Origin of the sequence: Dyella flava (assembly GCF_016904955.1) — a bacterium.
In the GTDB taxonomy this organism is placed as follows: domain Bacteria; phylum Pseudomonadota; class Gammaproteobacteria; order Xanthomonadales; family Rhodanobacteraceae; genus Dyella_B; species Dyella_B flava.
The window spans coordinates 17,440-37,416 of record NZ_JADIKE010000026.1 but is presented as its reverse complement, the minus strand read 5'-3'; the positions used below and the strand labels follow the sequence as shown (position 1 = coordinate 37,416).

Here is a 19,977-nt window from a genome sequence, read left to right as displayed (position 1 = left end):
CGATTTTGCACACTCCTTACACTTTCTCCCGACGAGTTCGAGGTGCCTACCATGACGGGCAGGCAGGATATCGATCAAATTGCCCTTCGACTTGTTTCGTTGGTACCGCCAGGGCTGGCAGACGCGCATAAGGATTTGCGCGCCAATTTTCGCGATATCCTGGCGCAGGGATTGCGCCATCTCGAGCTAGTTACCCGAGAGGAATTTGACGTTCAGACCCAGGTATTGGCGCGAACCCGCGCCAGGGTCGAGGAACTCGAGCGGCGCGTGGCGGAACTGGAATCCGGCGTGCCACCTCAGCGGGCATAGCCAGTTCCGGTAGCCGCCCCCGATTCGTCACCATCACCCCAAGGAGTCGGGGGCGGCTCTTTTCTTTCGCCCCGATTGCCATGGAGTCGCTCGATGGACCGTTCAATCAGCGACTCTGTCGTATACCGCGTTCACACCCGATGAGCCTGGCCGTCACGCTCAGCCGTGCCCAGGAGGGCGTCGCCGCACCGCAGGTGATGGTGGAAGTCCATCTGTCGGGCGGTCTTCCCAGTACCCACATCGTTGGCTTGCCCGAAGCGGCGGTCCGTGAAGCACGCGATCGTGTCCGGGTGGCCATTCAAAGTGCTGCCTTTGAATATCCCAACCGCAAGGTCACGGTGAATCTGGCTCCGGCCGAGTTGCCCAAGGATGGCGGTCGCTTCGATCTGGCCATCGCTCTGGGCATCCTGGCCGCTGGCCATCAGGTGCCGCGCGAAAAGCTCGATGACTGCGAATTTCTGGGCGAACTGGCGTTGTCTGGCCAGCTCCGGCCGGTTTCAGGCGTGCTGCCCGCCTTGCTGCGAGCCCGTGCCCGTGGACGCCGAGTGGTCGTGCCGCGGGCCAATGCCGAGGAGGCGGCGCTGATTTCCGAAGTGGACGTGCGCGTCGCCGACACCCTTACCGAGGTTTGCGGCTGGCTGCGTGGCTCCCACGAGCTGCTGCCACCCACGTCGTCGCTTGCGTTGACGGGCGATGACTCCGGGCCTGACCTGATCGATGTGCGCGGCCAGCTACAAGCGCGCCGAGCCCTGGAAATTGCGGCGGTCGGCGGTCATCACCTGCTGCTGATGGGGCCGCCCGGCACCGGCAAGACCATGCTGGCCGAGCGCCTGCCCGGCATTCTGCCGCCGCTGACCGAATCCGAGGCGCTGGAAACCTGCGCCGTCCTGTCGGTGGCCGGCCAGCCGGTCGATCCCGCCCACTGGCGCCGTCGTCCCTTTCGTGCGCCGCACCACACCGCCTCCGCGGTCGCCCTGGTGGGCGGCGGCTCGCAGCCGAGACCCGGCGAGATCTCGCTGGCGCATAACGGGGTGTTGTTCCTGGATGAATTCCCTGAGTTCAGTCGCCACGTGCTGGAAGTGTTGCGCGAACCGATGGAGTCCGGACAGATCCTGATTTCGCGGGCAGCGCGCCAGCTGAGCTTTCCCGCCCAATTCCAGCTCATCGCAGCGATGAATCCCTGTCCTTGCGGCTATGCAGGCGACTCGCGTCAACGTTGTCGCTGCACGCCGGACCAGGTCCAGCGTTATCGCTCGCGTATTTCGGGTCCGCTACTTGATCGTATTGATCTGTGCGTGGAAGTCCCGGTCGTACCGCTGACCGAATTGAGCTCGCCGCGCAGCACGCGTGACGAAGACTCTGCCACGGTTCGCAAGCGCGTCATCCGCGCGCGCCAGCATGCGCTCAATCGCGCCGGCCGTCCCAATGCCGAGATCAGTACACGCGAACTGGAGCGTGATTGCGCATTAGGCCCGGCGGAGCGGCGCTGGTTCGATGGAGCCCTCGAACGACTTGGATTGTCGGCGCGCGCCTACCACCGGACTTTGCGCGTAGCCCGTACCATAGCCGATCTCGACAATGGCGCCGCCGCGCTCGACCGCCACTATCTGGCGGAAGCGCTGCAGTATCGCCGCTTATCGCTGGTATCAGACTAGACCCGGATTTACCCCTATGTTTATGGTGCGATACGGCCATCCTGATGTGCCGCAAAGGGGGTGTGCATGAGTATTGAGCTCGGCTTGCTGCTCACCGGCATGCTGGCCATTGGATTTTTCGCGCAATGGCTGGCTTGGCGGGTAAAGCTCCCCGCCATTCTGTTCCTGCTGCTGGCGGGCATTCTGCTTGGCCCGGTGGGACATGTGCTCAATCCGGACAAAGTGCTCGGCCCGCTGCTGATGCCAGTCGTCTCACTGTCCGTGGCCCTGATTTTGTTCGAGGGCAGCCTGACCTTGCGCTTCCACGAACTGTCGGGGATCAGTCACGTGGTGCGAGGCCTGGTCAGCTACGGCGCGATTGTCGCCTTGCTGCTGCTGGCGGCTGCAGCACATTACATGGCGGGCCTGGGCTGGGATCTGGCCTTGTTGTTTGGCGCGCTGACCTGTGTAACCGGCCCCACCGTGATCGTACCCATGCTGCGCACCTTGCGGCCCAACGAGCGCATTGCCAATGCGCTGCGTTGGGAGGGCATCGTGATCGATCCGCTTGGCGCGCTGTTCGCTGTGCTGATTTACGAAGCCATCGTGTCGCATCACCAAGGCCATGCGATCGGCGTGTTCCTGTCCACCGTGGTGATTGGCGTGGTGTGCGGTGGTGTTGCCGCGCTGGTACTGGCGTTTCTGTTGCGGCGACAGCTGATTCCCGAATACCTGCAAAACTTTGGCGCGTTAGCCATCGTGTTGCTGTCGTTCATGCTCTCCAACGAGATGGCGCATGATTCCGGCCTGCTCGCCGTCACGATCATGGGTATCGCGCTGTGCAACATGCGCGACGTGCACGTCGATGACATCCTTGATTTCAAGGAACATCTCACCGTGCTGCTGGTGTCGATACTGTTCATCCTGCTGGCAGCACGATTGAGCTGGCCGCTGCCGCCGGGCACATTGTGGGCCGGTGTAGGTATTTTTCTCGCTGCGCAGTTCGTCGTGCGTCCGATCAGCGTGATCGTATCCAGCCTCGGCAGCAGCCTGAGCTGGCGCGAGCGTGCGCTGATTTCGTGGGTCGCGCCGCGCGGCATCGTGGCGGCCTCGGTCACCGCGTTGTTCGCCTTGCGCCTGTCCAACCTTGGGATCAACGGCAGCGAAGTTTTAGTGCCGCTGGTATTCATCCTGATCATCGGCACGGTGGTGTTTCAAAGTGCAACGTCCCGGCCGCTGGCGCGATGGCTCAAGGTGGCCGAGCCGGAGCCTCGTGGCGTATTGATCTACGGTTCCGATGCGGTCGCACGCGCCATCGGCAGCGTGCTCAAGCAAGCCGGATTCCACGTGCTGCTGGCCGATGACGACTGGGATGGCATTCGTCGCGCACGCATGGAAGGTCTCGGCACGTTTTACGGCAACCCGGTGTCTGCATATGCCGATCGCCATCTCGACCTGGTCGGTATCGGTCACATGCTGGGTCTATCCATCCACCGTGAGCGCAATTCCCTGGCTTGCCTGCATTACCAGCAGGAATTCGGACGCGAGAAGGTCTACCGGCTGCGCAATCTGGCACCGCAGGAAACCACTCATCGCAAAGCGCTCAATGATCGCTTGCTGGTGCCCGCACTTTTTGAAGAAGGCATGACGCATTCGCGCTTTGCGGAGTTGCTGATACGCGGCTGGCGCATCAAGTCAACCGGGCTCACGACAACCTTCGACTGGCCGCACTTCATCGAGCAATACGGTTCGACGTCGATATTGATGTTTGGCGTGGATGAAAAATCTGCGTTGCGCGTGGCGGCGGAACGTCGTGAGCTGGAACCGCGTCCCGGGTGGACGGTGATCGTGCTGGTGCCGCCGGAAACGCCCTGAGTTGCAGTGCTTAGTACTTGACGTCAGTTTCATGAGTCCCGATTGCACCTCGCCGTCCTCTCGCTGAAGGCCGGCGTGACGGCGATGCGAGATGTACCCTGCCCGCCATAAGCGGGCAGGGTGTGAGTGCATCAGGCCGCCGAAGCTCTTTTGAACTGCGCTTCTTCCGTCGAACCCTTCAAGGCCGTGGTCGACGACTGACCTTGCTGTATCGCCTGGGTCACCGCGTCGAAGTAACCCGTGCCTACTTCGCGTTGATGCTTTACCGCCGTGAAGCCGCGCTCGGCTGCCGCGAATTCTTTCTCCTGCAATTCGACGAAGGCGCTCATCTGACGCTGTGCGTAGCCATGCGCCAGTTCGAACATGCCGTAGTTGAGGCTGTGGAAGCCGGCCAGCGTGATGAACTGGAACTTGTAGCCCATCGCACCGAGTTCTTTCTGGAACTTCGCGATGGTCGCGTCGTCCAGGTTCTTCTTCCAGTTGAAGCTGGGCGAGCAGTTGTAGGCCAACAGTTTGCCCGGGAATTTTGCATGGATCGCCTCGGCGAAGCGGCGTGCCTCCTCCAGGTTCGGCTTGCTGGTTTCACACCACACCAGATCAGCAAACGGCGCATAGGCAAGACCGCGGCTGATGGCCTGATCGAGACCGGGGCGTACGCGGAAAAAACCTTCCACCGTGCGCTCTCCGGTGGTGAATGGCCTGTCGTTGTCGTCGATATCGGAGGTGAGCAAATCCGCGGCGTCCGCGTCGGTGCGTGCGACCAGCAGGGTCGGCACGCCAGCCACGTCGGCAGCAAGACGCGCGGCATTGAGCTTGTCGACCGCTTCACGGGTTGGCACCAGCACCTTGCCGCCCATGTGACCGCACTTCTTCACCGACGCCAGCTGATCTTCGAAGTGCACGCCGGCGGCACCGGCTTCGATCATCGCCTTCATCAACTCAAATGCGTTGAGCACGCCGCCGAAACCGGCTTCGGCGTCGGCGACGATCGGCACCATCCAGTCGATCTCATCCTTGCCTTCCGCGTGATGCAACTGATCGGCGCGCAGCAAGGTGTTGTTGATGCGCTTGACCACCAACGGTACCGAATTGGCCGGATACAGGGATTGGTCGGGATACATCTCCCCCGCCACGTTGGCATCTGCCGCCACCTGCCAGCCGCTCAGATAAATGGCCTGCAAACCTGCCTTCACCTGCTGCATGGCCTGGTTGCCGGTCAAGGCACCCAATGCGTTGACGAAGTCTTCCTTGTGCAGCGATTTCCACAGGCGCTCGGCGCCGCGACGGGCAAGTGAGTGCTCCACCTCCACCGTGCCGCGCAGGCGTACCACATCGTCAGCGCTGTAGTTGCGCTGGACGCCGGCCCAGCGTGAGTTGTTCTTCCAGTCCAGCGCGATCTGTTCGGCGGTAGGCAGTGTGCTTTTCATGACATGTGCTCCGTAAGTGCAGTGAATACGCGCGATCAGGCGAGCTGTTCGTAGGCGGGGAGAGTGAGGAAGTCGCCGAGTTGATCGGCATGGGTCAGTGTGGCGAGCAGGTGCGCGGCATCCTTGGCGCGGCTGGCGCCAGGCAGCGTGCTTTCGCTCAGGCGATGGGTGTGCTTAGCCAGCGCGTGATCGAACAAGGCGAAATCGATCGGTGCGTGATCGGAAAATTCCAGGCTGCCGTGATGCAGCCATTGCCACAGCTGTGCGCGGGCAATCTCGGCCGTGGCGGCGTCTTCCATCAGGTTGTGGATCGGCACGCAGCCCAGGCCTTCCAGCCATGCCGCCGTGTAGCGCAGCGCCACTTCGACGTTGTTGTCGAAACCGGCGCGACTGATGGTGCCGCCGCAGGGCGAGATCAGCATGTCGCGGTTGGCCTTCACGTCCTCGCGCTGCACGTGCAACTGGTTCGGCGTGGGCATGTGGCGATCGAAAATATCCATGGCGATCGGCACCAGGGCCGGATGCGCCACCCAGGTGCCGTCATGGCCGGCCTGCACTTCGCGCAGCTTGTCGGCGCGCACCTTGGCCATCGCCTGGTCGTTGGCGTCGTCATCGCCCTTGATCGGAATCTGCGCGGCCATGCCGCCCATCGCGAACGCGCCACGGCGATGGCAGGTCTGGATCAGCAGTTCCGAATACGTTTTCAGGAACGGCACCGTCATCACCACTTGGCCGCGGTCGGGCAACAGGCGGTCGCGATGACGACGCATCGTCTTGAGGAAGGAGAAGATGTAATCCCAGCGGCCACAGTTCAGGCCGACGACGCGCTTGCGCAGTGCGTGCAGGATCTCGTGCATCTGGAACACCGCGGGCAGCGTCTCGATCAGCACCGTGGCTTTCATCGTGCCGAGCGGCAGGTCGAGCTCATCCTCCGCCAGCGCCATCACGTCATCCCACAGCGCCGCTTCTTCCATCGCCTCAAGCTTGGGCAGGTAGAAATACGGGCCGCGGTCACGGGCGTGCAGGTGGTGGGCGTTGTGGAAGGCGTACAGGCCGAAGTCGACCAGGGCGCCAGCCATGGTCTCGCCATCGACCGTGACATGCCGTTCCGGCAGATGCCAGCCGCGCGGGCGCACCACCAGCACCGCCGGATGGGGACCGATCCGGTATTCCTTGCCCTCGGGTGAGCGGTATTCCAGCGAGCCGTCGACCGCGTCGCGCAGGTTGACCTGGCCATCCAGCTGGTTGGTGAAGCTGGGGGCGGAGGAATCCTCGAAGTCGGCCATGAACACCTTCGCGCCGGAGTTCAGCGCGTTGATGATCATCTTGCGTTCGACCGGCCCGGTGATCTCCACGCGGCGGTCCTGCAGCGCGGCCGGAATCGGCGCCACCGTCCAGTCGGACTCGCGGATCGCTTTGGTATCGGCCCGGAAATCCGGCAGGGCGCCCGCATCGTAGCGGGCCTGGCGCTGGCGCCGTGCCTGCAGGAGCTGCTGGCGGCGCGGCTCAGCAAAACGATGCAACTGGGCCAGGAAGGCCAGGGCCTCCGGGGTCAGGATGTCTTCATAGCCGGCGGTGTCGGCATGGATCTGGGCCGGCTGACTGACGAACTTTTCACTGGGTACTGCCATGAGCTTCTCCACCAGAAGGTTCGGCGAAGAAGCTAGTCAGCACACATCGATTTGACAAAACAAATATTTCAATTGTAGATATTATAATTATTAATACATACGCTAAGGTATTGAAGAATCTGTCATGAAAGATCCTGTCCGGAAGCCAAACATGACAAAAAAGGCGGTTACGAGGACCAAAAAGCGGCCAGGGAAAGACATGCCGGCCTCGGGTGACGCCGGCCGCTTCTATTACAAGGGCAACCGGCTGAAGCAGATGCGCGCCTTTGTCGCGACGGTAAAGCTCGGCACCCTCAGCCGCGCCGCCGAGTCGCTGTATCTTTCGCAGCCCTCGATCAGCCTGCAGTTGCAGGCGCTCGAGCGCGAGCTGGGGGTGGAGCTCCTGCGGCGCAGCCGTCGCCGCATCAACCTCACCGATGCCGGCGAGGCGCTGTACGAACTGGCGCGCCCGCTGGTTGAGGGCTGGGAAAACCTCGACCGTGAGTTCCAGACCAAGATCAAGGGCCTGCAATCCGGACGACTGATCGTGGCGGCAGGCAGCTCGACCATCCAATACCTGCTGCCGGAACTGGTGCGCCGCTACCGCGAACAGTTTCCCGATGTGCAACTGCAACTGGCCAATGTCACCGGCAAGGACGGCATGGCCTTGCTGCGCGCCGACGAAGCGGATTTTGCGGTGGGCTCGATGCTCGACGTGCCCAACGACATCGCCTGGGCACCGGTCTATCACTACGACCCGATGCTGATCACGCCACTGGATCATCCGCTGGCGCGCAAGCACAGCGTGGCGCTGGAGGATCTTTCACCTTACGGCCTGATCCTTCCGCCGCAGCGCCTGTCCACCTATCGGCTGGTCGATCTGGTGTTCCAGCAGCGGCAAGTGCCCTATCAGGTGGCGATCGAAGTCGGTGGCTGGGAAGTGATCAAGGAATACGTGGCAATGGGCATGGGTATTTCCATCGTCACCGGCATCTGCATCACCGAGGCGGATCGCAACCGTCTCGCCGTACGCAACATGCGGCAATACTTTCCGCAACGCAGTTACGGCGTGGTGATGCGCAAGGGCAAGTATCTCAGCGCGGAAGCGCGGGCCTTTATCGACTTGATCCGGCCAGGCTTGCTCACCCATCGCGATTACGATGAGTCAGGCCACTCGGAGCGTTGATCGGGAGAGCTGCGTTCTTGAAGAGAGCGGAGATAGGAGTGAGGAGTAAGAGGAAAAGCACCCATCGCTCTTCTCTCACTCCTCTCTCTTCTTCCCAAGCCATTTCCCAAAAGGACATGCGACATGAACCTTCGTATATTCGCCTTCGCCGCCATCACCCTGGGCTGTTCATGGGCCTGCAGGGCCGCAGATCAAAACGCCCAGGTGATGGAGCCGGTTCAACGTTTTTTCGACGCCCTCGGCAGACAGGACAAGAACGGTTTGCTGGCCGTGTTGGCTCCGAATATCGAAATCACCAGCGTGCAACAGAATGCATTGCACCGGCTAAGCATCGAAAAGCTGGCAGATGCCATCGCCGCACATCGAGGCGGTCCCATCGCCGAGCGCATTTATCAGCCACAGCTGCATGTCGATCAGGATCTTGCAGTCGTATGGGCGCCCTACACATTCACCATCAATGGCCGTGTGGATCACTGCGGCACGGATGTGATCACACTCGGCAAGCTCCAGGATCGCTGGCTCATCATCGGTTTGTCCGACAACGAACGCAAAGACCATTGCTAGAAAGAGCGAGTGGAGAAGAGAGGGGAGTGAGAAGTAAGAGAAGAGCACCCATCGCTTTTCCTCTCACTTCTCACTCCTCTCTCTTCTCTCCTTACTCCTCGGTATTCCGATGCTTCCCCCGGTACGGCCGGAACAGCGCGCGAATCATGGTCATGTCCGCATCGGGATCGGCGCTGGCCTGCACCAGCGGTCCAAGTGTGAACGTCTTGCTCGGATAATCGATGAAGACAGTCTGGATCGGTACATCCGCTTCGCGCGCGATGCGCAGAAAGCCCGATTTCCACTGCTTCACGCGCTTGCGCGTGCCTTCGGGCGTAATCCCCAGCCACATGCGCTCGTGCTCGCCGAAGCGCTGCACCATCTGGTCCACCACATTCAGCGCTGCGCTGCGATTGATCGGAATCAGGCCGATCGGGCGCAGGATGATCCCTAGCGGGCCGTCGAGCACTTCGCGCTTGATCATGATGTTGATGTTCACGCCCAGCCCGATTTTCATCATCAGCCCCCAGATGCCGTCCCAATAGGACGAGTGGGGAGCGCCGATGATGATCAGCTTTGGCAGATCGGGTAGCTTACCGAGCAGGCGCCAGCCGGAGAGCCGCAACAGGCTGCGCATCAGCCACGGCCAGAAGCGGCTGTTGAGCTTTGGGGCTTGCGCCGGCACCGCTGGCAGGATGGGCTCGCTCACTCATGGCTCCAGGATCGCGATCGGTTTTGCTTGGTTTTGGCGCGCTGCTGCTTTCCTTCCAGACGACGTTGCTGCGACGCGCGGGTGGGCTTGGTGGCAATGCGCTTCTTGGGGACGACCAGCGCGCTACGCAGGATCTCGACCAAACGCTCGCGGGCATCCTCGCGATTGCGGCCCTGGTCGCGGAAGCGGCGCGCCTGGATCACCAGCACACCCTCGTCGGTAAGCCGCCGGTCACTGCGGGCCAGCAAACGTGTACGCACATCATCGGGCAACGAGGGCGAATGCATTACGTCGAAACGCAGTTCGACCGCACTTTCGGTGCGGTTTACATGCTGGCCGCCGGGACCGTCGGCACGCAGGAAGCGTACGACCAGCTCGGATTCCGGCAGGACGATGGATCGGCTCACGGGTAACATGGCACGAAGTTTAGCTGGTTGAGCCGAGCTAGAAGTGAGTGGAGAGGAGTGAGATACCAGAGAAAAGCCATCTGGCTTCCACTCATTCCTGAGCATTTTCCGCGTCGGGCAGGCTCCAGCCGAATCGCTCCAGCAAACCGGCATAGGCCGAATCCAACGGCGCCTGCAGTTGCATCGGACGGTCTTCGAGCGGATGGCGCAATTGCAATCGCCAGGCATGCAACAGCATGCGGTGGCAACTGAAATACTGCTTGTAAAGACGGTTGTGATCGCTACGCCCGTGCTGGCAATCGCCGATGACCGGGTGATGGATATGCGCCATGTGCTTGCGGATCTGGCGGAAGCGCCCGGTTTCTGGTTCGGCCAGCACCAGGGCATAGCGCTGCTGTGGATAGCGGCCCAAGGCAATCGGCACTTCCACCGTCGCCAAGCGGCGATAGTCAGTGCGTGCATCACGACGCGGACCGGTTTCGCGCGAACCCGGCAGCGGGTAGTCGACAACGCCTTCGGCCGGTTCCGGCCAGCCGCGCACCACGGCGAGATATTGCTTGTGCACATCGCGCCCCATGAACTGCTCGCCGAGCGCCGCGGCCACCTCGGTGGAGCGGGCGATCAGCAGTACGCCGCTGGTAGCGCGATCGAGGCGATGCGCAAGATAGACCGTTCCGCCCACCTGCTCGCGCAGGATGTCGATCAGGAAAGTATCGGCATTGCTGACCATCTTGGAGCGATGCACGGCCAATCCCGCAGGCTTGTTCACGGCGATCAGTGCATCGTCTTGGTAGAGGATTTCAAGCATCAACGTGGCTGAAAGGCGTCGGGATCAAATCAGTGACGCATCCAGCCGTAGGCAAATGCCAGCAAACCACCGGCCGCCACGCACAAGGGCAGCACCGCGCCATGATGGTGCGAAAGCGTCCATAGCAAGGTGGCGCTGAGAACCAGCGTTCCGCCCAGCAGGCCACAGCCAATCATGCGCAGCATGCGGCGCGCCAGATCGCGTTGATGGCTCAGGGTTTCAAAATCGCTGATGACGCGTTGCTCGCCCACGGCGATCTGCCGCATGGCGTCGCGCACCAGCTCGGGTAACTGCGGTGCATTGTGGAACCACTCGGGCACGCGTTTGCGAATTTCGCGCAGGGTGCGCAGGGGACTGTAGCGCTCACGCAAAATGCGTTTCAGCACCGGATGCGCGACGGCCCAGATGTCGATATCCGGATCGAGCATGCGGCCCACGCCTTCGATATTGAGCAGGGTCTTTTGCAGCAGGATCAGCTGCGGTTGCAGGGTCAGCTCGAAGCGGCGCGCAGTCTGGAACAGTTTCACCACCAGCTCGGCCAGCGAAATCTGCGACAGCGGCCGCGTGAAGTAGGGCTCGCAAACCGTGCGCACCGCGGCTTCAAGTTCATCCAGCCGGATGCTGGCCGGCATCCAGCCGGCATCGATATGCAGCTTGGCGATGCGCGCGTAGTCGCGCTCGAACAGGGCGATGAAATTCTGCGCCAGCCAATACTGATCCGCTTCGGGCAGCGAACCCATGATGCCGAAATCCAGCGCGATAAAGCGCGGTTCCTTCACCCGCGTCGGATCGACCCAGATATTGCCGGGATGCGCATCGGCATGGAAAAAGTTGTCGCGGAAAACCTGTTCGTAGAACAGGCGCACCCCTTTGGCGGCCAGTTGCTTGCGGTCGATGCCGGCTGCATCGATCGCAGCGATATCGTCGCAACTCACGCCCGACACGCGCTCCAGTGTCAGCACACGCGCGGTGGTGAGTTCCCAGTGCACTTCCGGCACGTAGAGATCGACGCCACTGGCGAAGTTACGGCGCAGCAGGCTGGCATTCGCGCCTTCGCGTTGCAGATCCAGTTCGTGCTCCAGCATCTTCTCGACTTCTGCCACCACGTCGAGCGGACGGATCTTGTCGGCGTTGGGATGCCAGCGTTCGGCGAGTTCGCCCAGCGAGCGGATCAGGGTGATATCGCGCGCAATGCGTTTGTCGATGCCGGGGCGCAGCACTTTCACGACCACTGCGCGGCCATCGTAAAGCGTGGCGGCGTGCACCTGCGCAATCGAGGCGGAAGCCAGTGGCGCCGCGTCGAAGTTTGCATAGAGCTGGTCCAGCGGCTCCTTGAGCTCGCGCTGCACGATGGCACGCGCCTCTTCACCGGGGAAGGGCGGCACCTGATCCTGCAGCAAGGCGAGTTCGTCGGCAATGTCGCCCGGTACCAGATCACGCCGGGTGGATAGCACCTGGCCGGCTTTGACGAAGATCGGCCCCAGTTCGTTCAAGGCCAGCCGGATGCGCGCGCCGCGCGAAAGCGGACGTACATCGACGACCGGACGTCCCAGAAAGGGGCGCACGAATTTCAGGGGGCGGAACAGATGCGTGGCGTCGACCAGTTCATCCAGCCGATAACGCAGCAACACCACCGCCACACGCAACAAGCCCGGTACTGCTTTCAGGGGCGTCACGGATTCGATCCCCGCTGCCGCTCCAACCGTGCAAGCCTTGCTTCCAGACGTTCGGTACGTTCGCGCAGCGCATCGACGTCATCGAGAAAACCTTCGACTTCACCCGGCGCCAGCACCATGCGCGCCTCGTCGCGCAACCATGCCGCGCCATCCTGGCTCAGATGCGTGGCCGTTTCGCGCGCGTGGCTCAGGCCACTGCGCACGGCCTTGGCCAGGGGCACGCCCAGTACATCACCAAAGGTCCGGGCAAAGGCTTCTTCGAAATCCGGAGCGAAGCCGCTGGCGAGCTTTTCCAGCCGGCGCGCCAGTTCCGCATCACCCGCGATCTCCACCTTGCCCGGCGCCATGTCGCCACCGCGGCGGAACAGCATCGAAAGCAGGCTGCCCGGCGTGGCGGCCACGCGCAGATCGCTCGATTCGGGCGCGGGACCGACTTTCAGGCGCTGCTGCTCAACCGTCACCGCCAGGGCAAGTTCGACGCCGCGCAGATGCACCTGCACGCTGCGGCCTTCCATGGCGGCGAGCTTGGCTTGGGTATCCGGATCGAGCGACAACGTGTGGTTGAGCGCGGTTTCCAGCGCGCGGCCCGCAAGTTTGCGGAGCGGCTGTGGCAGCAGGTTCGGGGCGGCGGCGGCAGTCATGCCCGAATTGTAGCCGCCTGCGCGCCGTGCTGACCGGCATGCTTGAAGCTCAAAATCCGGTGGCGCCCGGGAAGCCGAGCTGGCGCCAGGCTTCATAGACCGCCACCGCCACGCTGTTGGAAAGATTCAGGCTGCGGCTGTCCGCACGCATCGGCAGGCGCAGCCGTTGTTCGGGCGGCAAGGCCGATAGCACCGCTTCCGGCAGCCCGGCGGTTTCGCAGCCGAACAGCAAGGCATCGCCATCGGCGAAACGTGCATGGACGTGCATGGTGCGCCCGCGGGTGGAGAACGCGAACACGCGCGGGTGATTCAGCGCGGCAAGGCAGGTGTCGAGATCATCGTGCACCATGACGCGGGCATATTCGTGGTAGTCGAGGCCGGCGCGACGCAGGCGCGTATCGTCAAGCTCGAAGCCCAAGGGGCGGATCAGATGCAGGCTGGCGCCGGTATTGGCGCACAGGCGGATCACGTTGCCGGTGTTGGGCGGGATTTCGGGGCGGAACAGGATGACATGCAGCATGCCGCCATTATCGGATGGCGAGGCCGATCACGTCTCGTGATCAGCCCGCCGTATTGACGCTGCCGGCGGCTGCCGACACCAACGGGGCACTGGCCGTGCCTTGGGCTGCCAACTGCACCGGCACCGCCTTGGCGGTCACCATCGCTGCCAGGATCAGTCCGCACACCAGCACGCATGCCCCGAACAGACTGCGCATCATCATGGTTTCGAATGTCATGTTCGTATCTCCTTGAAGGTTTGAATCGGTGGTGACGCTCAGCCTTCGCCACGGATGCAGACGGTGTCGCTGCTATCCGGCAAGGCGCAACTGGAAGGTGCCGAGGCAAGCAATGCGCTGACCGGGCCGCCTGAAGCCAATTGCACGGGTGTCGGCTTGGCGGTGACCATGGCGGTGAGGATCAGTCCGCAAACCACGATGCATGCTGCGAACAGGCCACGCAGGACCAGCGCTTCGAATTTCGTTTCGGTGAGTTTCATGTCCATTCTCCGGTGGATGAGCCAGTAAGGCTTTCGCTTGGTAGGGAGCAATCCCTGTGCCAACCGGATGAAGGTCTTTAAGACATTGAAATTCAAAAAATAATTTGTGCGTCTCGGCGGGCGTCGAGCTGTCCGCGGACACCGGACACGGCGTCCGGACAGTGTCCGGGCGGACAGCCGGCGTTCGGCGACAGACGGCGGCGACGCGTTAGGATGCAATGCAGATGCACTTCCGCATTCCCCACCTCTATGGAGCTACTCATGCGCAAGACCCTGCTGTTGCTCGCACCTGTCGTGCTGCTCGGCGGCTGTACCTGGGGCATTAATCCGGATCCGGGATCGAACAGTGTCCGCACGGTGTGGACCGGTGACGTTTCCAGTTGCCACGATCTGGGCAAGATCACCGTGTCGGTGATGGATCACGTGGGGCCGTTTGACCGCAACGACATCAAGGTGCGTGACGAGCTGCAGGTGCAGGCACGCAACAGCGCGATCAGCATGCACGCGGACACGATCAAGCCGCTGGCCGATCCGGTCGACGGTTCGCAACCGTGGGAAGCCTTTTATTGCGGCAATCACGTGGTGCAGCCGTACGCGCCGCCGCCGATCCAGAGCAACCCGCAACAGCCGTACCCGCAGCAGCCAAACCAGCCGCAATACTCGCCGCCGGGCCAGTCACCACAGGCGCCGGTGCAGCAGGGTGGCGGCTTCCAGAGTTATCCCGCCAAGGGTGGCTGATCGCGGCTTAGCGGGCGAACACGCCATGCAGATACAGCTGCAAGGCGTGTTGCAGTTGCGCCACTGCGGCTTGGCGCCCCGGCATGCCCGGTTCGGCGTGGATGGCAATGGCCGCCTTCATGATCTGCTGCACCACCACTGCCGCCGCGTACATCTCCTCGCTTGAACGATGCGGCGCGCGGCGCGCGAGCAGCGCCTGCAACTCGGCGCGGACACGCCGCCGGATCGCCATGCCATCCGAGCCAGGCGTCGGCGCGGATTCGGCCAGCACCACGAACGCTGGATGGCGCTTGCGGAACATCACCAGGAAGCCGCACAAGCGTTCGGCCAACTCCTCCGTGCTCCATGACGCTGACTGCTCCGCGAGTTTCCCCAGCTCCGCGTACACCGCTTGCGATTGCTGTTCGAGCAGCGCCTGCGCCAACACTTCCTTGGTCGGGAAGAACTGATAGAGCGAACCGATCGACGCACCGGCGCGTGCCGCGACCTCGGTCATCGTGGTGGCCTCGTAGCCCTTTTCGACAAAGCAGCCGGCGGCCGCTTCCAGCAGGGCGGCGACACGTTCGTGGCCGCGCTGGCGTTGTGGCACTCGGCGTACTTCGCTTGATTTTTGTGAGGGCATCCTCATAAACTCCTAAGCGAGGATATCCTCACTTATCTGATCCGGAGAATCCAGTGGAAAAGCTCGATTCGCGCCGTACGGCGCTGGTTCTTATCGATTTGCAGAAGGGTATCCTACCGTTTGCGGGCGGTCCGCATAGCGCGACGGATGTGCTGAACAAAGCGAGCGCGCTGATCCAGCGCTTCCATGCACTGGGCGCGCCCGTCGCGCTGGTGCGCGTGGGCTGGTCGGCCGATGGCGGCGACGCGCCGCGCCAGCTGGTCGATCGCCCGATGCCGAGCCACGGCTTTCCCGCGGACTGGTGGGAGTTTCCCGAAGCGCTTGGCGTCGCCGACAGCGATATCCGCATCACCAAGCGTCAATGGGGTGCCTTCTACGGCACCGAGCTGGAATTGCAGCTGCGCCGGCGCGGTATCGAGCACATCGTCCTCGGCGGCATCTCTACCAACATCGGCGTGGAATCCACCGCGCGCAATGCCTGGGAGCTCGGATTCAGTCTGGTCTTTGCCGAGGATGCGATGAGTGCGGCTGGCGCCGAACAGCATGCGTTTGCGCTGGAGCATATTTTCCCGCGGCTCGGGCGGGTGCGCTCGACGGCGCAGGTTTTGGAGATGATGGGGTGATTGCGGTTGTCGCGTGATGCCGCACTGACCCTTTGGCGTCATGCAGTGGAAGAAGCGCGGACCGTAGGGCTTTCGCCCTACGGCCGCTAACCAAACACAACTAAAGCAAGGAGTTGATGATGGCGGGCCCGGATCATAGACAGGCCCTTTTGGTTTCCTTGCAGCGCAATTATCTGGTCACTTCATTCGCGCACGTAAGCGGCATTGGATGAAGGTTGCGTCAGATATTTCCAGAAGAAGGGTGTCAGTCTTTTCGCACAGGTCGCGCGCCGTGGGTAAGGCCGATGCGTCGGAAGGCCTTCTACGGCATGCATTCGCGTCCGCAGGACATACTAGGTCGCAGACATCACCGCGCTTTCACGCGCACGCGCCAGCAACCAACGCTGCAAGTCAGCATCCTCGGCATCCAGCGGTTCGGCCGAAGCGGGCCGCTGAAGCATCGCCGCCAGTGCAGCGGGAACTGCCACCGGCTGTCCAATCAGCGGTTCCACCACGCTCTCGAACTTCGCCGGGTGTGCGGTCGCCACCACGGCCCACGGCAAGTCGTCGCCGGCGGCGCGCAGCGTGTCCAGCACGTGCACGGCGGTTGCGGTATGCGGGCAGAACACTTCGCCATGTTCGCGTGCATGCCTGGCGATGACCTCGCGAATCGTGCGGTCATCCACGCTTTGCGCCAGCAATTGCGCACGCAACGCGGCGGCGTCGGGAAAGGTCCAGCGCAGACGTTCGAAATTGCTGGGTGCGCCCACGTCCATCGCATTGGCCAGGGTGGCCACCGCTTGCCGCGGCGCATAGTCATGGCCGGCAAAGAAATCGGGCAGGGTGGCGTTGGCATTGCAGGCCAGGCGAATCTGGCCGATCGGCAAACCCATCTGGCGCACCCATACGGCGGCGAGCGCGTTGCCGAGATTGCCGGTGGGCACGATCAGGTTCAGAGCCTCCCGCTGTTCGCGCCAGTGCATCAGCGCCGCGTGCGCGTAATAACTCATCTGCGGCAACAGTCGTCCAAGGCTGATGCTGTTGGCGGACGAGAGCGGTGATCGGGCTTGCAGCGCGGTGTCGTTCAAGGCGGCCTTCACCATGCGCTGGCAATCGTCGAAACGGCCTTGCACGCGCAGCGCCTGCACGTTGTCGCCGAAGCAGCCCAGCTGATGCGCCTGTCGTGGCGAGACACGGCCATCCGGATACAGGATCACCACGTCGATGCCGGGTTGCCGATGGAAGGCGGCACCTACCGCAGCGCCGGTATCGCCGGAGGTCGCGACCAGGATGGTCAGCCGTTGCGAATGGTCGTCGCGCAGTCTGCGCATGCATGCGGCGAGAAAGCGCGCGCCGACGTCCTTGAAGGCGGCGGTCGGCCCATGAAACAGCTCCAGCACCGAGGTTTTCGGATGCTGCGGCAAGCGGCGCAAAGGTGTCGGAAAGGTCAGCGCCTCGGCGCAAATGGCCGGCAGTTCGCGCGCCAGGGCATCACCGGCAAAGAACGGCGCGAGCAGGGTGGCCGCGGTATCCGCCAGCGTGCCTGCCGGTTGGAAATCGTCGATCGTGAGTTGTGGCAGGCGCTCGGGCACATACAAACCACCGTCAGGCGCAAGTCCCGCCGTGATCGCTTCGCTAAGCGTGGCGGCAGGGCTGGCGTTACGGGTACTCGGAAAGCGCAAAGCCACGGTCATGCGTGTTCACCTGCGTCGACAGCCGGAAGGAGCGATGCGGCCGGACCGTCTATGGGCGCGACGAAAACATCGCTGTCCAGGCCCGCTTCGGCGAATGCGCTGCGCATGGCGGCGGCGGCGGTTTCCGCTTCGGCGCGATGTTCGAACCAGCCGAACACGCTGGGCCCGGCGCCGGAAATGCTTGCGCCCATGGCGTGATGATCCAGCGCCGCCTGCTTCACCCGCGCGAAGTTCGGTATCAGTGGAGCGCGGCGCGGTTCCACCAGCACATCGTTCAAGCCCTCGCGGACCAGTTCCGCCTCGCCACGCCAGCAGCCGGCCAGCAGCATGGCCAGATTGGCCGACTGCGCAACGAACTCGCCCAAGGCGTAATCGCCGGCGAGCGCGGCGCGCGCCTTGCGTGTTTCCAGCACCACATGCGGATGCACCAGGGCGCAATGCCAGGTCGGCGGCACCGGAACACGCACCAGCCGGTCGCGCGTGGCGAGCACCAAACCGCCGATCAGCATCGGACCAACGTTGTCGCCATGACGTCCGCCGCTGGCGACGGCTTCACCTTCCAGCGCGAATCCATACAGCGATTCGCGCGACAGCGGCCGATCCAGCAGTGCATTGGCCGCCACCAGCGCGGCGACGCACGAAGCAGCCGAACCACCCATGCCCGAACCCAGCGCGATGCCTTTATGCAGGGCAATCTCAAAGCCATGCTGCAAGCCCAGTGCCTTGCGCAACGCCATCAAGGCCGCGCCGGCGGTGTTCTGCGCCGCATCGGTGGGCAGCACGTCGACACAGCCATCGATGCTGGCAATCCGCACCGTCGGCGTATCGATGCGACGCACATCGGCGTGGTCCGCGGCACCGGCGATGCAGTGTCCAAGAATGTCGAAACCCACGCCGACATTGCCAACACTGGCAAAGGCGGTTGCGGAGGCGGATTGCAGTCGTTGCGGGAGCATGGGGGACTTCATGGCAAGCGAGGCATTCATGCGCGCACCTCCAGTGATTCGGCGATGCGCAGCAGATCGGCAAACACCCCGGCAGCCGTCACCTCGGGACCGGCGCCAGGACCTTGCACCAGCATCGGATTATCGCTGTAACGCAGGGTGCGGAACTGCACGATGTTATCCGTAAGGCGCGTATGCGCGAACGGATGGGGTGAGGGCAGCGCCTGCAAACCCACCTGGGCACGGCCATCGCGGTCAAGGCTGGCCACGTGGCGTAGCACGCCGTCCACCGCTTGTGCCGCGGCCAGCGGCTGGCTCATTACGGCATCCAGTTCATCCAGGCGCTCCATGAACTCCTCCAGCGGCAGTTCTGCCAATTCGGGCGGCACCAGGCTTTGTACCGCGACATCCTGCAAGGACAGCGGCCAGCCCGCTTCGCGCGCCAGGATCACCAGCTTGCGCGCTACGTCCATGCCGGAAAGGTCGTCGCGCGGATCGGGCTCGGTATAGCCCAGTGCATGTGCTTCACGCACCAGCTCGGAGAAGGGGCGCGTGCCGTCGTACTGGCAGCACAGCCAGGCCAGCGTGCCGGAGAACATGCCTTCCACCGATAGCAACTGATCGCCCGTATCGAGCAGATCGCGCAGTGTCTGCACCACCGGCAGGCCGGCGCAGACGGTGGCCTCATAGCGAAAGCGTCCGCCGTGGCTACTGGCCGCGCGAATGGATTGCCAGCGCGACAGCGGCCCGCTGCTGGCCAGCTTGTTCGGAGTGACCACGTGCAGGCCGGAAGCCAGCCAATAGGGGTATTGCGAGGCCACCGCATCGCTGGCACTGCAATCGATCAGCATCGCGTGCCGCTGATCGTCGCCACGCACATAGGTGGCAAACTGGTCCAGATCGGTGGGACGCCAGGTCTGCGCATCGTGCTGGGCATTGAGTTCGGGATCGTCGCAGTCGAGCCACATGCGGCGGCTGGCGGCCACGCCGCAGAGCTTCAATTCCAGGCCGGATTCACGCGCTAGACGTTCCTGTGCGCTGCGCAATTGGGACAGCAGCACGCTGCCCACCCGTCCGGGGCCAATCAAGCCGATGGCCAGGGTCCGACGACGCGAACTCGCGGCGTGCAAAGGTGGCAGGCGGTGCGGGTGTTCGGCGATGAGTGATGCGCAGCTGTCCATGATGGCCTCCGGTAGAGGCCCCTGCTCGCTGGCGGTTCGGGAGTGCCGGCCCGCCTCTTCGAGGGCGGGGCCGTTGCGTATGAGATTTACTCTTCGCGCACAGACACCACCCCGTAGCCGGTCGTTCCGGTTCCGGTAGTGGTGGTAATTGTGGCGATGATCGCTGTCGCCGAAACGCGCGCACGCCCGGCAATGGCCGGGATGGAGTCAATGCGTGCTGGCGCGGATGCGTTCGACATGGTCCCGACATTAGTTGTGCGTTGCAGCGGCTGTCAACAGTTGCTTCATGAAACTATCGCATTAGACATGGTGGTTGGTTTGGATGGCTGAATGGCGATGGCGGCAGGTGTTACGCCATTGCAACAGTCGCA

The 19,977-nt window shown here is 63.0% G+C and carries 22 protein-coding genes; 7 read left to right on the top strand and 15 right to left on the bottom strand.

All coding sequences use genetic code 11. From position 1 onward, the window contains the following. Nucleotides 1–51: 51 nt before the first annotated feature. The 3 genes from ISP19_RS02975 (at nucleotide 52) to ISP19_RS02965 (ending at nucleotide 3,818) form a co-directional block, all read left to right on the top strand. A complete protein-coding gene (locus ISP19_RS02975) occupies nucleotides 52–309 on the top strand; it encodes an accessory factor UbiK family protein (RefSeq protein ID WP_204679678.1) in 258 nt (85 codons plus the stop codon). 140 nt (nucleotides 310–449) lie between these two features. Continuing rightward, complete coding sequence (locus ISP19_RS02970; RefSeq protein ID WP_204679676.1) at nucleotides 450–1,964, top strand: YifB family Mg chelatase-like AAA ATPase; 1,515 nt, start codon at nucleotides 450–452, stop codon at nucleotides 1,962–1,964. Nucleotides 1,965–2,030: 66 nt separating this feature from the next. Then, entirely contained in the window at nucleotides 2,031–3,818 is a 1,788-nt protein-coding gene (locus ISP19_RS02965; RefSeq protein ID WP_204679674.1) for a cation:proton antiporter, read from the top strand. Between the two features lie 131 nt (nucleotides 3,819–3,949). Here the strand turns inward: ISP19_RS02965 and aceA are convergent, their stop codons facing one another. Both aceA and aceB read right to left on the bottom strand, forming a co-directional pair. Beyond that, a complete protein-coding gene (gene aceA / locus ISP19_RS02960; RefSeq protein WP_204679672.1) occupies nucleotides 3,950–5,245 on the bottom strand; it encodes an isocitrate lyase in 1,296 nt (431 codons plus the stop codon). Nucleotides 5,246–5,280: 35 nt separating this feature from the next. After that, complete coding sequence (aceB, locus tag ISP19_RS02955; RefSeq protein WP_204679670.1) at nucleotides 5,281–6,876, bottom strand: malate synthase A; 1,596 nt, start codon at nucleotides 6,874–6,876, stop codon at nucleotides 5,281–5,283. Nucleotides 6,877–7,075: 199 nt separating this feature from the next. Here aceB and ISP19_RS02950 point away from each other — a divergent pair, with 199 nt between their 5' ends. Together ISP19_RS02950 and ISP19_RS02945 are read left to right on the top strand one after the other, a co-directional pair. Continuing rightward, a complete protein-coding gene (locus ISP19_RS02950; protein WP_239556436.1) occupies nucleotides 7,076–8,041 on the top strand; it encodes a LysR family transcriptional regulator in 966 nt (321 codons plus the stop codon). 123 nt (nucleotides 8,042–8,164) lie between these two features. Continuing rightward, complete coding sequence (locus ISP19_RS02945) at nucleotides 8,165–8,605, top strand: nuclear transport factor 2 family protein (RefSeq protein ID WP_204679667.1); 441 nt, start codon at nucleotides 8,165–8,167, stop codon at nucleotides 8,603–8,605. Between the two features lie 91 nt (nucleotides 8,606–8,696). Here the strand turns inward: ISP19_RS02945 and ISP19_RS02940 are convergent, their stop codons facing one another. From ISP19_RS02940 to ISP19_RS02905, 8 genes are all read right to left on the bottom strand, one after another. Then, nucleotides 8,697–9,293 (bottom strand): 1-acyl-sn-glycerol-3-phosphate acyltransferase, encoded by a 597-nt coding sequence (locus tag ISP19_RS02940; RefSeq protein WP_204679665.1) that lies wholly within the window; start codon nucleotides 9,291–9,293, stop codon nucleotides 8,697–8,699. Further along, a complete protein-coding gene (gene arfB / locus ISP19_RS02935) occupies nucleotides 9,290–9,712 on the bottom strand; it encodes an alternative ribosome rescue aminoacyl-tRNA hydrolase ArfB (protein WP_204679657.1) in 423 nt (140 codons plus the stop codon). The genes ISP19_RS02940 and arfB overlap by 4 nt, the downstream gene beginning before the upstream one ends. An 82-nt stretch (nucleotides 9,713–9,794) precedes the next feature. Continuing rightward, on the bottom strand, nucleotides 9,795–10,511 hold the full coding sequence (locus ISP19_RS02930) for a pseudouridine synthase (protein WP_204679655.1): 717 nt from the start codon (nucleotides 10,509–10,511) through the stop codon (nucleotides 9,795–9,797). Nucleotides 10,512–10,540: 29 nt separating this feature from the next. After that, the gene (gene ubiB, locus ISP19_RS02925) at nucleotides 10,541–12,178 is read right to left on the bottom strand and encodes a ubiquinone biosynthesis regulatory protein kinase UbiB (protein WP_239556450.1); all 1,638 of its coding nucleotides are present in this window, start codon (nucleotides 12,176–12,178) and stop codon (nucleotides 10,541–10,543) included. 5 nt (nucleotides 12,179–12,183) lie between these two features. Then, complete coding sequence (locus ISP19_RS02920; protein WP_204679645.1) at nucleotides 12,184–12,828, bottom strand: ubiquinone biosynthesis accessory factor UbiJ; 645 nt, start codon at nucleotides 12,826–12,828, stop codon at nucleotides 12,184–12,186. A 49-nt stretch (nucleotides 12,829–12,877) separates the two neighbouring features. Continuing rightward, on the bottom strand, nucleotides 12,878–13,348 hold the full coding sequence (gene trmL, locus ISP19_RS02915) for a tRNA (uridine(34)/cytosine(34)/5-carboxymethylaminomethyluridine(34)-2'-O)-methyltransferase TrmL (RefSeq protein WP_204679636.1): 471 nt from the start codon (nucleotides 13,346–13,348) through the stop codon (nucleotides 12,878–12,880). 40 nt (nucleotides 13,349–13,388) lie between these two features. Further along, nucleotides 13,389–13,565: a hypothetical protein gene (locus ISP19_RS02910; protein WP_204679628.1), complete on the bottom strand. Its 177-nt coding sequence runs from the start codon at nucleotides 13,563–13,565 to the stop codon at nucleotides 13,389–13,391. A gap of 38 nt (nucleotides 13,566–13,603) precedes the next feature. Beyond that, nucleotides 13,604–13,825 (bottom strand): hypothetical protein, encoded by a 222-nt coding sequence (locus ISP19_RS02905; RefSeq protein ID WP_204679626.1) that lies wholly within the window; start codon nucleotides 13,823–13,825, stop codon nucleotides 13,604–13,606. Between the two features lie 261 nt (nucleotides 13,826–14,086). Here ISP19_RS02905 and ISP19_RS02900 point away from each other — a divergent pair, with 261 nt between their 5' ends. After that, a complete protein-coding gene (locus ISP19_RS02900; protein WP_239556434.1) occupies nucleotides 14,087–14,563 on the top strand; it encodes a DUF4156 domain-containing protein in 477 nt (158 codons plus the stop codon). A 7-nt stretch (nucleotides 14,564–14,570) separates the two neighbouring features. On the opposite strand, the gene ISP19_RS02895 is transcribed toward ISP19_RS02900, so the two are convergent. Then, nucleotides 14,571–15,185 carry a TetR/AcrR family transcriptional regulator gene (locus ISP19_RS02895; protein WP_204679624.1) on the bottom strand — a complete coding sequence of 205 codons (615 nt, stop codon included), beginning with the start codon at nucleotides 15,183–15,185 and terminating at the stop codon, nucleotides 14,571–14,573. 53 nt (nucleotides 15,186–15,238) lie between these two features. Here ISP19_RS02895 and ISP19_RS02890 point away from each other — a divergent pair, with 53 nt between their 5' ends. Beyond that, nucleotides 15,239–15,808, top strand: a complete 570-nt coding sequence (locus tag ISP19_RS02890; protein WP_204679622.1) for a hydrolase — start codon at nucleotides 15,239–15,241, stop codon at nucleotides 15,806–15,808. A gap of 332 nt (nucleotides 15,809–16,140) precedes the next feature. Here ISP19_RS02890 and thrC read toward each other — a convergent pair whose 3' ends face one another. From thrC to ISP19_RS02870, 4 genes are all read right to left on the bottom strand, one after another. Beyond that, nucleotides 16,141–17,481 (bottom strand): threonine synthase, encoded by a 1,341-nt coding sequence (gene thrC, locus ISP19_RS02885; protein WP_204679618.1) that lies wholly within the window; start codon nucleotides 17,479–17,481, stop codon nucleotides 16,141–16,143. Beyond that, nucleotides 17,478–18,467: a homoserine kinase gene (locus ISP19_RS02880; protein WP_204679616.1), complete on the bottom strand. Its 990-nt coding sequence runs from the start codon at nucleotides 18,465–18,467 to the stop codon at nucleotides 17,478–17,480. Before ISP19_RS02880 ends, thrC begins: the two co-directional genes overlap by 4 nt. Continuing rightward, nucleotides 18,464–19,606: a homoserine dehydrogenase family protein gene (locus tag ISP19_RS02875; protein ID WP_204679613.1), complete on the bottom strand. Its 1,143-nt coding sequence runs from the start codon at nucleotides 19,604–19,606 to the stop codon at nucleotides 18,464–18,466. The genes ISP19_RS02880 and ISP19_RS02875 overlap by 4 nt, the downstream gene beginning before the upstream one ends. A gap of 86 nt (nucleotides 19,607–19,692) precedes the next feature. Further along, complete coding sequence (locus ISP19_RS02870) at nucleotides 19,693–19,845, bottom strand: hypothetical protein (RefSeq protein WP_204679612.1); 153 nt, start codon at nucleotides 19,843–19,845, stop codon at nucleotides 19,693–19,695. Between the last annotated feature and the right edge of the window lie 132 nt (nucleotides 19,846–19,977).